Source organism: Candidatus Zixiibacteriota bacterium (assembly GCA_016933955.1).
GTDB lineage: Bacteria > Zixibacteria > MSB-5A5 > GN15 > PGXB01 > JAFGTT01.
The window spans coordinates 123,208-138,032 of sequence record JAFGTT010000008.1; the positions used below are offsets into that span (position 1 = coordinate 123,208).

Annotated in this window: 13 protein-coding genes; 3 read left to right on the top strand and 10 right to left on the bottom strand. The window is 47.8% G+C overall.

The genetic code is table 11. The annotated features are described in order from the left end of the window. The first annotated feature begins 12 nt into the window (after window positions 1-12). The 3 genes from JXQ28_02065 to JXQ28_02075 all read left to right on the top strand — a co-directional run bounded on the left by JXQ28_02065 (window position 13) and on the right by JXQ28_02075 (window position 2,408). A complete protein-coding gene (locus JXQ28_02065; GenBank protein ID MBN2276508.1) occupies window positions 13-1,371 on the top strand; it encodes an NAD-dependent succinate-semialdehyde dehydrogenase in 1,359 nt (452 codons plus the stop codon). Window positions 1,372-1,476: 105 nt separating this feature from the next. Next, window positions 1,477-1,776, top strand: coding sequence for a hypothetical protein (locus JXQ28_02070; GenBank protein ID MBN2276509.1), 300 nt, complete (start codon window positions 1,477-1,479; stop codon window positions 1,774-1,776). 422 nt (window positions 1,777-2,198) lie between these two features. Then, window positions 2,199-2,408: a DUF2905 domain-containing protein gene (locus JXQ28_02075; GenBank protein MBN2276510.1), complete on the top strand. Its 210-nt coding sequence runs from the start codon at window positions 2,199-2,201 to the stop codon at window positions 2,406-2,408. A 59-nt stretch (window positions 2,409-2,467) separates the two neighbouring features. Here the strand turns inward: JXQ28_02075 and JXQ28_02080 are convergent, their stop codons facing one another. The 10 genes from JXQ28_02080 to JXQ28_02125 form a co-directional block, all read right to left on the bottom strand. Next, window positions 2,468-3,418, bottom strand: coding sequence for a hypothetical protein (locus JXQ28_02080; GenBank protein MBN2276511.1), 951 nt, complete (start codon window positions 3,416-3,418; stop codon window positions 2,468-2,470). Window positions 3,419-3,501: 83 nt separating this feature from the next. Further along, on the bottom strand, window positions 3,502-4,551 hold the full coding sequence (locus JXQ28_02085) for an ABC transporter ATP-binding protein (GenBank protein ID MBN2276512.1): 1,050 nt from the start codon (window positions 4,549-4,551) through the stop codon (window positions 3,502-3,504). An 18-nt stretch (window positions 4,552-4,569) separates the two neighbouring features. After that, a complete protein-coding gene (locus JXQ28_02090; GenBank protein MBN2276513.1) occupies window positions 4,570-5,658 on the bottom strand; it encodes a DNA replication/repair protein RecF in 1,089 nt (362 codons plus the stop codon). A gap of 47 nt (window positions 5,659-5,705) precedes the next feature. Further along, on the bottom strand, window positions 5,706-6,818 hold the full coding sequence (gene dnaN, locus JXQ28_02095; protein ID MBN2276514.1) for a DNA polymerase III subunit beta: 1,113 nt from the start codon (window positions 6,816-6,818) through the stop codon (window positions 5,706-5,708). Window positions 6,819-7,089: 271 nt separating this feature from the next. Beyond that, window positions 7,090-8,460 (bottom strand): chromosomal replication initiator protein DnaA, encoded by a 1,371-nt coding sequence (gene dnaA, locus JXQ28_02100; GenBank protein ID MBN2276515.1) that lies wholly within the window; start codon window positions 8,458-8,460, stop codon window positions 7,090-7,092. A 470-nt stretch (window positions 8,461-8,930) separates the two neighbouring features. Continuing rightward, window positions 8,931-9,155: a hypothetical protein gene (locus tag JXQ28_02105; GenBank protein MBN2276516.1), complete on the bottom strand. Its 225-nt coding sequence runs from the start codon at window positions 9,153-9,155 to the stop codon at window positions 8,931-8,933. Between the two features lie 348 nt (window positions 9,156-9,503). Then, window positions 9,504-10,568, bottom strand: coding sequence for an Mrp/NBP35 family ATP-binding protein (locus JXQ28_02110; protein MBN2276517.1), 1,065 nt, complete (start codon window positions 10,566-10,568; stop codon window positions 9,504-9,506). A 112-nt stretch (window positions 10,569-10,680) separates the two neighbouring features. Next, window positions 10,681-11,190, bottom strand: a complete 510-nt coding sequence (gene lspA / locus JXQ28_02115) for a signal peptidase II (protein ID MBN2276518.1) — start codon at window positions 11,188-11,190, stop codon at window positions 10,681-10,683. Between the two features lie 19 nt (window positions 11,191-11,209). Next, entirely contained in the window at window positions 11,210-11,590 is a 381-nt protein-coding gene (locus JXQ28_02120; protein ID MBN2276519.1) for a TraR/DksA C4-type zinc finger protein, read from the bottom strand. Between the two features lie 12 nt (window positions 11,591-11,602). Further along, window positions 11,603-14,779, bottom strand: coding sequence for an isoleucine--tRNA ligase (locus JXQ28_02125; GenBank protein ID MBN2276520.1), 3,177 nt, complete (start codon window positions 14,777-14,779; stop codon window positions 11,603-11,605). Window positions 14,780-14,825: the final 46 nt, after the last annotated feature.

Sequence of the window (14,825 nt, forward strand, 5' to 3'; positions counted from 1 at the left end):
AGTGAGGATGTTATGAAAGCGATAAACCCCGCCACCAATGAACTGATCAAAGAATACCGCGAGCATACGGCTGAAGAAGTCGGCCGGATAATCGATCTGGTTGACTTACGCCAGAAAGAATGGCGCCGAATCGACTTTGCCGAAAAAGCCCGCTTGATGCATCGGGCGGCCGAAATACTCAGGAAAAATATCAATAAATACGCCCGGACGATCACTCTCGAGATGGGCAAGACTATCACCGAATCTAAAGCCGAAATTGAAAAGAGCGCCTGGGTGTGCGATTACTATGCCGATAACGCCGAAAAATTCCTGACCGATGAAATTATCGAAACTGATGCCAGCCGAAGTTTTGTGGCGTTCGAACCGCTTGGAGTGGTTCTGGCCGTCATGCCCTGGAATTTCCCCTACTGGCAGGTTTTCCGGTTCGCCGCCCCGGCCCTGATGGCGGGCAATGCCGGGGTTCTCAAACACGCTTCCAATGTCCCCGGTTGCGCCCTGGATATCGAGCAGGTTTTCCTCGAAGCCGGTTTCCCGGAAAATATATTCCGAACTCTGCTGATTTCTTCAAAGTTGGTCGATAGAATTATCGCCGATCCGCGAATCAAAGCCGTTACCCTGACCGGCTCGGAACCGGCCGGGATGGCAGTGGCCTCGGCCGCCGGCCGGGAACTCAAAAAAACGGTTCTCGAACTGGGTGGCTCAGATCCTTTTATCGTTCTCGAGGATGCCGATCTGCCGGCCTGTGTCGCCACCTCGGCCAAGGCTCGGATGATTAACGCCGGACAGAGCTGTATCGCCGCCAAACGGTTTATCGTAGTGGAACCGATGTTGCGAGCATTCGAGGAACAGCAAACGGCTATAATGAAATCTCTCAAGGTCGGCGACCCGCTCGATGAAAATACCAAAGTCGGGGCCATGGCCCGTCTCGATCTTCTCGAGGAACTTGAGGAACAGGTTAAAGAATCAATCAGGATGGGGGCCCGTTTGCTCTGTGGCGGGAAAAGAGCCGACCGACCAGGCGTTTTCTATGAACCGACAGTTCTGACCGATGTTCGCAAAGGCATGCCGGCCTATGAACAGGAAACCTTCGGGCCGGTCTCGGCTATTATACCAGCCAAAGATACCGAGGACGCTATTCGGGTGGCCAATGATTCGGTCTTCGGGTTGGGCGGTTCGGTCTGGTCGAGAAACATTAAAAAAGCCGAAATGGTTGCCCGGCGGATAGAAACCGGGGCGGTGTTTATCAATGGCCTGACTAAATCCGATCCCCGCCTGCCATTCGGTGGTGTCAAGAAATCCGGCTATGGTCGCGAATTATCTCATTACGGTATCAGGGAATTCGTCAATATAAAAACTATCTGGATTGCTTAAACACTTTTTATCTTTCCATCGTATATAATTTTACCCGGATTATTAAATCGATCCGGGCATATGAATCCGTGTAATTTAATCACCGGGATAAACGGAGGATATTCTATGGATGAAAAGATAATGACTATTCATCCCAAAGATAAGCGAGGTGTCAATATTGCCCGGCAAAAATACGATACCATCCGGACCGCAATAATAAAATCCCTTAAGAGTCGCCGGCTCACCCATACCGAGTTAATCCAGGAGGTGAGAAAACACCTCAGCTATTCGTTCGACGGATCCGTTGCATGGTATGTTGAGGCCGTAAAACAGGATCTTGAGGCACGTCATGAAATCGAACGATTCGGATACGGTCGCAACAAATCGGCCTATCGCCTGATATCCGAGGAACCTGCTGTTCTTTGAGGAGTTTACATTCTTGTTTTGGCAACCGATACGGGACAAAAAACAATTTCACCATTTCGGCAGTCATAACGCAGATTTGGCATAATTGACTGCCACAATAGAGTGGCCATATCTGCCAATCCGGCACACCCATTCAGACCATCTTTCCCTCTAAAAATCTACTTTATTGTCATTCAATTGATTACTGGTTCTGGCACGAATCTTAATTAAATAACAAATTAAAAGATGAAGATAAAATAATTGGCGATGACACAATGACAGGTTATATGGTCAGAACAGGATTCGCACCGAACCGGGTGACTCAGCCGTTCAGGAATGAATTATTTACTTACCCGAAAAGAAGGCCGGTCAGATTTGCCGGCCTTTTTATTTGAAGAGAATTCCTTCATCGGTTGTATATTTAAACCATTCCGAACGGAACCATCGGAAAAATTCTCATCATTACCGGTGCGGTGTTTCTGCTGACCGGAATTATCATGCTTTTTGCCGATAAAATCCCCTTCCTTGGAAATCTCCCCGGCGATATTTATATTAGAAAAGGTCGCACCGCCTTTTATTTCCCACTGGTTACCGGCCTGATACTCCCATTTATCGTGACTGTTATCCTGAACCTGTTCGGCCGCGGAAAATAAGAATATCAATAACCGCGACGCTTAACCAGGGCTTTTATTATAAAAAGGGGGGTTGGCGATTAACCGGCCGGTGTGCCTTCCGGTGTTGGTCCCGGATAGATTTGCGGCCCGGGGCGAGGCGGCGTTATCTTTCGCAGTTCAATGTAAAAGAGAGTCATCAGGGAATTGAAAAAAGTCCCCAGAAAGCCCTCGACCACGATAATGACCCAGAGGAAAATGGGAATCCCCAGCAACAGAATCAGTACCAGCCAGAGAGTCGAAACGGCGGCCAGGAGATACATCGGGATGGCAAACATGGCAATAATAATTAACCCGGCGATAACTATGGCAATCGAGAGAAACATCTCGATCAAGAAAATAACAATGTTGGGGCCAAGATTTTTGACAACCAGGTGGTACCCTTCTCCAATGGCTCTGGTCACCGGCGTTTGGTTTGAGATAATTTCCCGCTGCGCCAGGGAATAAATATTGCCAAAAAAGAATATCCCCGCGAACAAAATCGGAATACCGATCAAAATCCCCAGAACACCCAGGACCTTCGCAATGACAAAGGCGATAACAATAGGTGCAATTAGAACTATTCCAAAGACGATCCCGATTCCGATAAAAATAAAGAGCAGTCCGATATAACGCCAGAAGAACGATGCGCCCACCTTAAAAAGCTGCCGGAGTTTGTACTCCCGACCGCCCTCAATCCGGATTACCCCCTCGATCAGCCCGGCAATACTGATTTGGCCGAGAACAAAAAGTATCAATCCCAGCAGAAGGGCCGCGCCGACGATGAAAAGGATCAAGGCTACCGATATTTCCGGATTGTTTTGAAACCAGTCAATGATATTTTCAAAGAAGTAATTATCGGTATCCATCGAATGTTTATCCGACCAATACTCGATAATATCATCCAGCCCGCTAAAGGTCCCGAAGGAGGCGGCAAAAAAACCCAGAATCCAGAGAATTTTGTGCTTCCATGAAAGAATAAAAGCGCGATTGACCAGATTACTGTAATTCATGATTAATTTTAATAAAAGTCCTCCCGATAATCAACTATTAAAATCTACGGCAAAACAAAGATAAAAGATTCATAAATATGTTCTTAACTGGTCAGGCAAGTTCCCTCCTCACGGTCGAACAGGTGAACCCGATCGGTCCTGATGGTGAAACGGATATTATCGCCGACCGTGTAACGTTTCGGCTCGGCCAAAAGCATTAAATCTATCTCCATGTAGCCTGCCGTCACGATACATCGGTCACCGAGATACTCGATGCTTTTCACGGTCGCCGGATATTCACCGTCCGGACCGGGGATTATATCCTCCGGACGAATCCCCACCGTCACCTCGCGAGATTTGTAATCCGACTTGATAAACACCGATGAAACCCGGAAGGGCTTGATCTGATCATCGCTGATCCACCCGTTAATAATATTCATCCGCGGTGATCCTAGAAAAGTGGCCACGAATAAATCGGCCGGGCGGTTGTAAACCTGATCGACCGAACCGATCTGCCTGATTCGACCGGAATCTATTACCGCTAAACGGTCAGCCATGGTGAGTGCTTCGGTCTGGTCATGGGTAACATAGACCGTGGTGGTCGCCAGGCGTTTCTGCAGGGCAACCAGCTCGCGGCGCATCCGCGCTCTCATGTCCGCATCAAGGTTGGACAATGGCTCATCCAGCAAAAACAAATCGGGTTGCCGGATGATCGCCCGTCCTAACGCCACCCGTTGCCGCTGGCCCCCGGATAGTTTGGCCGGGTGCGCATCAAGCCGGTCCGATAATCCCAGCAGGGTGGCGATCTCGAGGACTTTTTCCCGGATAACTTTCCGCGGAGTTTTGGCGATTTTCAATGGAAAAGCCAGGTTCTGCTCGACTGTCATATGGGGATAAAGAGCATAGTTTTGAAACACCAGCGCCACATTGCGGCGCCGGGGCGGAAGCTGATCGATCCGGTTGTTACCGATCCAGATCTCACCGTCATCGGCATCCTCCAGCCCCGCAATCAATCTTAGAAGGGTCGATTTCCCGCACCCCGACGGACCCAGAATAACCACCAGTTCGCCTTCACCGGTCTCAAGAAAAATATCCTCGAGAATTTTCTTCCCGGAAAAAGACTTTTCGATACCTCTGATTCTGAGTTGCGGCATATCCGAATATAACCTTTCCTATCCCGTCTGAACAACCCCGTTTTCAATATGGAAAATCCTGGCGCGTTCAAGCAGTTTTCCGGGAACCCTGGTCGCGGCCGTGATAAAAACCTGCCCGAACTGACCGAAGATATCAGCCAGCATACTTTTCCTTCCATCATCAAGCTCGGCGAAAATTTCATCCAGTAGCAAAACCGGTTTAACGCGGCGAACCTGGTGAAGATAATCATAAACACCAAGTTTCAGCGACACTGCGGCGGTCCGGATTTCCCCCTGCGAACCATGCGTCCGGGCCGGATAATCCTGAATCGTCATATCTACATCGTCGCGATGAGGCCCGACCAGAGCCGACTGGATAATCCGCTCGCGTTGAAAATATTTCTTCAGCTTCTCATAAAAAGCTCTTTCAACTGCATCCCGGTCGTAAAGATCTCTTGTCTCGACCGACGGCCGATAGGCGATGGCCAGTTTCTGGCCTCCTGATATTTTTTCATAATATTTCGCCGCCCGTTCGCTGACAGCCAGGAGAAAACCCGCCCGGGCCTGCATGATAGCCGACCCGTACTGCACCAGCAGATCATCAAAAGGCGTTTCCCCGGCATTATCATCCTGTTTTAAAAAAGCGTTTTTCTGGGCCAGGGCCTTCTGATAGTCGGACAGATCGGCAATATATGTCGGGGATGACTGGGAGAGATAGGTATTAATAAAATCGCGCCGGTTTGATGGTGGCCCGGAAAGAAGCGTGATATCTTCCGGCGCCGCGGCTACGGCGGTGCATTTATCGTACAGTTCCGCCGCCCTGACTCCGACCCGGTCCACCGTTATCCGTTTTCGCCCGCCTCCCTGATACGCCACGGCCAGCTCATGAGACCGTCCGGAGAAATCAATCTCGCCCTCGATCCGGTAATACTCCGCCCCGGATTTAAGCAACACCGCGTCATTGGCACCGCGCGGCGACCGCGCCAGCATCAAAACAAAAACAGCTTCGAGCAGGTTGGTTTTGCCGACTCCGTTCAAGCCATAAAAAACATTGACTCCGGGATCGAATTCGATCCGACAGGAGTCAAGATTACGAAATGATGTTATTTCAATATTTCTGACAAACATCTATGGGCCGGGCTTTACCTTTCCCTCCCGATCCGTAATATCATGTCTTAATCGGCCAGCCGAAGCGGCATTATCAAGCAAAGAAAATCATCTTTCGGAATTTCCGGGGAATAGATCAATCCCGCCGAAATCGCGTTGGACAGCTCAAAAATAACCTCATCGCCGTCGATTTTCGCCAGGACATCGGAAATATAATTGGCATTATAACCCAGCTCAATAGCATCGCCGCTGAATTCGCACGGTATCGTTTCCTTGCCTTCCCCGCCGACATCGGCATTGGTGGTCGAGATGGTCAGAGTATTGTTCTTAATAGCGAATTTTACCTGGTGAGTCAGGGAATTGGATAAAATCGATACCCGCCGGACCGCCCCCATCAGATTTTCCTTGGAAATGGCCATCTTTTTATCATTTTCCGATGGAATAACCTGCTCATAGTTGGGATACGGGCCCTCGATCAGACGCGAGGTAAGAATAACATCATCGAGATTGAAAATAATATTGTTTTCCCCGAAAATAACCCCGACTTCACCATCGGATTCGCTGATGAATTTCGGAATGATATTCAACACTTTGGGAGGAATAATAATATCCTCGGATATTCCTTTTAGTTTCTTATTATCCACCGAAAATTTGGCCAGCCGATGACCATCAGTGGCAACCATATTCATGGCGTCACCCTTGGTGGACCAGAGAACGCCATTAAGGGCCGGCCTGGTTTCATCAGTTGAGCAGGCAAAGGTCGTCTTCTTGATCATGGCTACCAGATCACTGCCGTCAATTCGAATCTCTTTCTTGGTGTTGACAATCGGTAGCTTGGGGAAATCATCCGATGAGGCACAGGCAATTTTGTATGAGCCATTGGGTACCTTGATTTCCACCCGACTGGTCGTACCCTCAAAAGAAATATCGGATTCTGGAAGTTCCTTAATTATATCGAATAAAATTCTTCCAGGGAGAACAGCAACTCCTTTTTTGGCAACGGTACAGTCGAAGGTGGCGGTTATCGATACCTCAAGATCAGTCGAAGAAATTTTTAATTTATCATCCAACGCCTCGAAAAGAATATTCGATAATATCGGCAAAGTGGATTTGGTTGGAACAACCTGCATCACTGATTGAAGATATCCGCTCAATCTCGATTTAGACAAATTAAACTTCATTTCCGTTATCCTCCGGAGTTGTTACACACATCCGATAATTATTATTCCTTCTATTTATATATAAGAAGTAATATTAATAAGTTCTGTTGATTTGTTTATAAAATCCATGTCGGTCTATTTATTTATTACCGCCTAATAACTTATCTTTCTGCCCAACAATAATTCCCTGCCTGATAAAATGTCAACAAAAGATTTTATCTCCGGTCCTTTTCCACATCTCGAAATCAACCAACATTCCCATCACACTCCAAATCACAACCTGTTGACATCTTTAATGGATGAGGGAGGAAGAAAGATTATTCACTTTTTCGCGGAAATCGAAATCGGATTCAATCTTTTTCTCTATCAGGTCGCAAGCATGGATAACAGTGGAATGATCACGGCCACCAAAAGCCTCACCGATGCTTTTCAAAGAAAATCCGGTCAACCGACGGGTCATGTACATGGCCACCTGACGGGCCAGCGCAATCCGGGCCGTTTTTTTCTTGGCCGTCATCATCTCCGGTTCGATCTGGAAAAATTCCGCCGTTTTCTTTTGTATCTGCTTAATACTCAATTCGTTTTTCGGGCGGACGATTTCCTTACCAAGAACCCTGACCGCGAAATCAAGATTGATGGTGGCCTTTTCAAGAGAAGAATATGCGATTAGCTTGGTCAGCGAACCCTCCAGCTCCCGAATATTGTTAGTTACATTATCGGCGATAAAATATAAGGCATCCTCGGGTATTTCGACTTTCTCCTGTTGTGTCCGCTTACGCAAAATAGCCATCCTTGTCTCCAGATCCGGCGGTTGCAAATCAGCCACCAGCCCCGATGAAAATCGCGAGAGAAGACGCTCCTCAAGACCCTTTATATCTCGGGGATGGCGATCCGATGTCAACACCACCTGCTTGCCGCAGTGAAAAAGATCGTTGAAAGTATGAAAAAACTGCTCCTGGGTCGATTCCTTCCCGGAGAAAAACTGGATATCATCAATCAGAAGAATATCGGCAGAACGGTAAAGCGAAGTAAAATCTCCAATTGTTCCGCTGGAAACCGCGGAGATGAAATCCGAGGTGAATCTTTCCGAGGTGGCGTAAATTACTTTTCGATCGGGAAGTTGCCCTCGAACAAAATGTCCGATCGCCTGGGCCAGATGGGTTTTTCCCAACCCCGTGCCGCCGTAGATCAACAGCGGATTATAATTGGTTTTGCCGGGTGCCTCGGCTACGGCCATGGTGGCCGCATGGGCAAACTGGTTGAATTTACCCACCACGAAGTTATCGAAACGGAATCTTTCATTGAGAGGATAATCATGAGCAACCGCATCATGTTCGAAGGACTCAACCGCTTCCGGTTTCGGGGCAAAATTTATTTCCGTCTGGCCAAGCATATCGCCGGGGCCGCTGATTTCAAATTTATAATCCAGAGACTTACCGGCAATCTCTTTAATGGCTTCGGAAATCAAATCGGAATAGCGATCGGTCAACCAATCAGCCACGAATTGATTGGGAACGACAATTGTCAAATCATCATTGCCATTGGTTACCCCCTTGGTGTATTTGAACCAGGTGTTAAAAGAACTCTTTTTAACGCGGAGTGCCATATAATTAAGGCAACTATCCCAGATTGCTCTCTTTTCCGTATGATTAACTGATGACATTTTTCCCCCTGCATCAATGAAATTCAAAATCTCACTCCCTAAGATTTTTGAAAGATTAGAAATTACGTTGAGGACTTGTGGTCTCGGGCAATCGACATGTTATCCACATTTCCAAAAATACTGTCGCAATCGCGTAAACACCTCAAACATAGTAGCATAACTGTCACAACTCCCTCAAGGGTTCCCCACAAGTTATTAACACAATATAATGCAATAACTTCTGAAGGTGTGATAATAATACAAAGAATCCCCTCCGGGTCAAGGCGGTTAAAACAAATATTTCCACGACTTCAAAGTTATTATCCAAGCGGATATTAGAAAAACAGTCCTTTTTTGTCGATAAATATCACGGTTAGAATTCTGTCGGGAAAAAATTATCAAAAGTCGTAAGGCCAGTGCTGGCAAGGGATAATCGGCCGGTCGGGAATTCCACTTGAGGATTAGTGGAAATATAGATTGACAGAAACCTCTCACCCCAGAATCTCATGAATATCCGCCCACATTCGCTGGGCATGGAATAGAACTTCCCTCCAGTAATGTTTCAGTATATATCCGGCGATGGCAACCAGGGATAAATAAAAAACACCCCGCACCAGATTGAAAATCATTTTGATAAATGATTCTCTCCCGATAATAATCAGGAAAATAATCGCCCCGATAATTAAAATCGGGAAAGACATGTCATTCTCGAACATAACAAAAAAACCGACGGAAAATTATCAACAATCAATTAACAAAACAGGCTCCGCGGAAAAATCTTAACCTGTTGAAAAGCAAGAAAATAAATATCAGACGCGGAAAAATCCCACAATTTTAGCTAAATGACTAAACCTGATATACCTCATACAATAAAAAAAATAATCGCTATTATGAAAAGTGATAATTTATTCGAAAACAGGCCAATTCGTAAGAGACTATCCAAGCGGTAATTATAGCTTTTCTGCCGGTGTGATTTTAAGCCGACAATACCGGCCGACCATTACAATTAAATTCTTAAAAGTCGTAACCGTCTAAGATGTAATATATAAAACCGCAGGTGGCAATCAGCCGATCTGAGCGATAACCGTCAGATAATATTGTGTCAACTGCTCATTGCCGGAGAAAGCCGCCGGCTCGCCGGCATCCGAACCCTCGCGGATTTCGGTTTTAAGGGGAATTTCACCCAAAAACGGTACCCCCAGGGTTTTGGCTAATTCCCTGCCGCCACCCTGACCAAAAATATATTCCTTTTTGCCATTACTCTCAAAGTACGACATATTTTCCACCACACCCAGAACCCCAAGCTTAGTTTGTTCAGCCATTTTGGCCACCCGCCCGGCAGTATGTGAGGCTACCGGTTGGGGCGTGGTTATAACCAGTATCTCAGCCTTCGGCAGAGCCTGGGCGATCGAAATAGTGACATCACCGGTTCCGGGCGGCAGATCAATCAGCAAATAATCAAGCTGATCCCAGAGAACATCGGAAATAAACTGGTTGATGGTTTTATGAAGCAGGGGACCTCGCCAGATTACCGGAGTGGTTTCGTCGACAAAAAATCCGATCGACATCACCTGGATATTCTCCCTTCGGATTGGCACGATATGATCATCGATTACCGTAGGCTGTCCGCCCACCCCCAGAATACGAGGGATGGAAAATCCATAAACATCGGCGTCCAGCACCCCGACTTTTTTGCCCATCCGGCTCAAGGCGGCGGCCAGATTACTGGTTACGGTCGATTTGCCGACCCCGCCTTTGCCCGAGGCCACCGCAATTACCCGTTTGGCAAAATCCCCGGCCACGTTACCCTGTTTACCCTCGGCCGCGGCCACCTGTTTGTGGTCCTGACCATAGATCTTGCGCACCAGGTCTTTACGCTGTTCTGGAGTCATAACTCCCAGAGTCACCTCCACCTGAGCAACCCCGGCCACAGAACCAACTCCTTTTTCTATTTCTGAGCTGATTTGTTTCCTCATCGGACATTCGGGAATGGTCAGAAGAACCTCGACTGTCACTTTGTCACCATCAATATCGACCTTCTTGATCATATCAAGATCGGTCAGGGATTTTCGGATTTCTGGATCGTCGATTGTTCCCAGAACTCTCATCACTTCGTTTTTATCTATCATTTGAATTCCTCATTAATTATAATTATCCTTTTCCGACAACATTGCCTAAATAACACATTGTCGTTTCCGGCACAATATGTTATCCGCAAAAAAATTGAATATCTTTGGATATTTATAATTTAGCGTGATTATCCGGTTCGGGCCGGGGAGACGACTTTTTCCCGGGAAACAGAATAACGAATATGATCAGGAAAATAACGGCCGCGGTTATGGCGGCGTCGGCGATATTGAAAATCCACCAGCGTTCGATCTGCCGCCCGAACAGGCTGAAATCGAAAAAATCGAAATCCAGAAAATCAATTACCTGACCGGTTCTGAGACGGTCGATAATATTGCCCAAAGCCCCCCCGGCGATGAGCCCCATCGGAATGGTCATTCGGTAATTTTCCCGGTTGGTCAGGATAAGATAAATTACGATTATCAGGATCAGGATCGATGAGATGAGATAAAATGTCCCGCTACCGAAATTGGTCCCCAGCGCGCCACCTTCATTGAGAACCAGTCTGATCTGGAAAAACTGACCGAGGACCTGATATGACCCCTTGTCGGCCAGGAAATGGACTGCCCAGACTTTGGAAAACTGATCGGCGATAATAACAACCAGGGTTGTCAGGAAGGGCAAGATCAACCGTCGCCAGTTATTATCGCCCAGCTTTCGCCTCCTCTTCCTTTTCCTTGCACTCGCGACACAACCGGGCGTGCGGAACAGCCTCGAGCCTGGCCTTTTGTATGGGCTTGCCGCAGGAAAAACAATTACCGTATTCACCCTTACGGAGCCGCCGCAGAGCTTCATCAATATGGTACAGTAGACGTCCCGATTTAGAGGCGAACATGAAGGCTTTTTCGCGTTCCATATTGTCGGTGCCCTGATCGGCCATATGGTAGGAATAGCTCGAAAGATCCCCGGTCGCCTCTTTCGAGGTAGCGTCCACATTGTCCTTGTGGGACTGCATCTGCTCGGTGATTTCTTCCCGCTTTTTCAAAAGGAGTTTTTCGTATTTCTCCAATTCGGACTTTTTCATAATTACACCAGCCTATTTCTTTATAACGGCTATTTCAGCCTCAACTCCATTTATATTCCATTTTTTGCCGCCATTACTCTTCGGAATGCTGTCCACCAGGTCAATCGTATCCGCCAGTGTCTCACCACAGATAAAATCGCGGTGTTTTTTCACTGCCGAGAACAATGGTTCGGCCGCCGTTGCCATTACACTTATACGGTCGGTTACTTCAAAGCCGGATGATTTTCTCATATTCTGAATCTTGTTGATCATCTCCCGCGCAAAGCCCTCATCTCGTAGAATATCGTCAATTTCCGTCCGGAGGGCAACAGTAATCGTGTTACCGCTCTCAACCGCGTAGCCTTCCTTTTCCAATTTGATAACCTCGATCTCCTCGGCTGTCAGTTCACAGACTTCACTGCCGACAACTATCTCGATATTACCCTTGCGGATAAACTTGGCGATAGCCGTGCTGTCAAGAGCCTGAATCTTGCCGGCCGCTTCTTTGACCGCTCCCCCAAATCTTGGACCGGCCTTGGCGAAATTGAGCTTGGCCTGATAACTGACCACCTCGGAAACATCTTTCAATTCCTCAACAGCCCTGATATTGAGTTCCTCGCAAATAGTATCTATCTGGCTTTCGATTTTTTCAAACTGATCCTGACCCTGCAGGTGAATTCTAATTCCGGAAAGCGGTTGCCGAACCTTCAGATTTTTTCGATTTCTTGCCGCTCGGCCCAGTGATACCACCTGCTGAACCAGGCTCATTGACTCCTCAAGCTCCGGTTCAATCAACAATTCATCCGGAACCGGGTATTCCTCCATATGAATCGAGGGGAGGCTGGTACCGTTATTCGGCATGGTTAACTGCCGGTGGAGAAATTCGGCTATAAACGGTGTGAAAGGTGCCATCAGCCTGACCGTTCCCAGGAGGACCCGGTACAGGGTAAGATAAGCCCTCATCTTCGACGGGTCATCCCCGCCCGCCCAGAATCGTCTCCGGTTCAAGCGGATATACCAGTTGGAAAGGTCATCGATCACAAAATCGGTGATAATCCGGGTCGGCGGTGTCAGATCATAATTATCCAGCCGCTCGCCGACTTTTTTCACCACCGTATTAAACCGGGAAACAATCCAGCGATCAATCCGCTCCGGCTCCCCTGCCAGATTTTCCAGGAATTCCTCCACCGAGCCGCCCGCCTTATTGGCTCGCCCGGCGATCTCGTCGACATTAGCATAAAGAGCGAAAAAGGTATAACTGTTTTTCAGGGTATCGAACAATTTCCGAATCACTTCCACTAGGCCGTCTTCGTCGAACTTAGTCGGAACCCACGGGTTGGAATTGAAAAGCATATACCAGCGAAGCGGATCGGCCCCGTGTTTTTCGATAATTTCGAACGGATCGACCACATTGCCCTTATGCTTCGACATTTTCTTGCCCAGTTTGTCAAGGATCATTTCGATCACGATGACGTTTTTGAAAGCCGGTTTGTCGAACAACATGGTCGAGATCGACAGCAAGGTATAGAACCAGCCCCTGGTCTGGTCAACAGCTTCGGAAATAAAATCAGCCGGATATTTTATCTCGAACATCTCCTGGTTTTCGAACGGATGATGCCACTGTGCATAGGGCATAGCGCCGGAATCGAACCAGGTATCAATTACTTCCGGAACGCGGGTCATAACCCCGCCGCATTTGTCGCATTTCAGCTTGATCAAATCGATTCCCGGCTTGTGAACATCGATTTTATCCGGGACATTTATCCCCTCACGCCGAAGTTGTTCAATCGAGCCCACCGCTGTTTTATGCCCGCAGGAATCGCAGATCCAAATCGGCAGAGGCGTCCCCCAGAAACGTTCCCGGGAAAGCGCCCAATCGACGTTATTCTCCAGCCAGTCCAGCATCCGGCCCACCCGGATTTCATCGGGATACCAGTTGGTGATGTTGTTGTTCCGAATCAGTTGCTCTTTGAACTGAGTCGTTTTGATATACCAGCTGTGCCGGGTGATATAGACCAGCGGGGAATCACACCGCCAGCAGAAGGGATAATTATGAATGTATGTTTCTTTCTTGAATAATTTTCCGGCCTCCTTCAGATCCCGGATAATTTCCGGATCGGTATCCTTGATCCATTTTCCGGCGTATTTGCCGGAATCCTCTTTGAAATGCCCATCGGCGGCCACCGCCTGAAGGACTGGCAAACCATGTTTCTGCCCGACTTCATAATCATCGGCTCCATAACCGGGAGCGATATGCACTATCCCGGAACCGTCCTCGAGGGTCACGAAATTGGCATTGATAATATAGAAGGCTTTGTCCGCCTGATCCTTGAATGTATCGAAAATCGGTTTGTATTTCTTATTGATATACTCCGAGCCTTTTTTCCGACTGATTTCCCGGTATCCTTCACCAAGCACCCGGTCTAAAAGCGCCGCGGCCAGCACCAGTTTTTCGCCTCCGAACTCCACCAGGGCATAATCGGCATCAGGATGCATGCACAGGGCGGCATTGGACGGCAGGGTCCACGGGGTGGTGGTCCAGACGACATAGGCGAAATCGTCACCCGAATCCGCCGCTTTGACCTTGATAAAGACCGATGGGTCGGAAACTTCCATATATCCCTGCGCCACCTCATGGCTCGACAGGCCGGTTTCACACCGGGGGCAGAAAGGAACCGTCTTGAAACCTTTATAAATCAAATCCCGGTCAAAAAGATTTTTCAGTATCCACCAGACCGTCTCGACATAATCATCGGTCAGGGTGATATAGGCGTCGGAGAGATCAAGCCAGTAGCCGATTTTCCGGGTAATTTCATTCCAGTCATTGATATATTTAAAAACCGATTCCCGGCATTTCTGATTGAATCTCTCCACCCCGTATTCCACAACCTTGGCTTTGGTGTCGAGGTTAAGAGCTTTCTCCACTTCGATTTCCACCGGCAGTCCATGAGTGTCCCAGCCGGCTTTACGATCCACCCGGTAGCCCTTCATGGTTTTATAGCGACAAACCAGATCCTTGATGGTGCGGGCGATAATATGGTGAATACCCGGACGGCCGTTGGCCGTCGGCGGGCCCTCATAGAAAACGAAATGGGGGCGATCCATGACCGCCTCCATGGATTTTTCAAAAATCCGGTTATCTTCCCAGTAATTGAGGACTTCCGCTTCCATCGCCGGAATACTAAAATCTTTTAGCTGATCGAATTTCATTTCGCAACACTTCTTTTAATGGCTCAGAAACCTTAAATTTCAATAG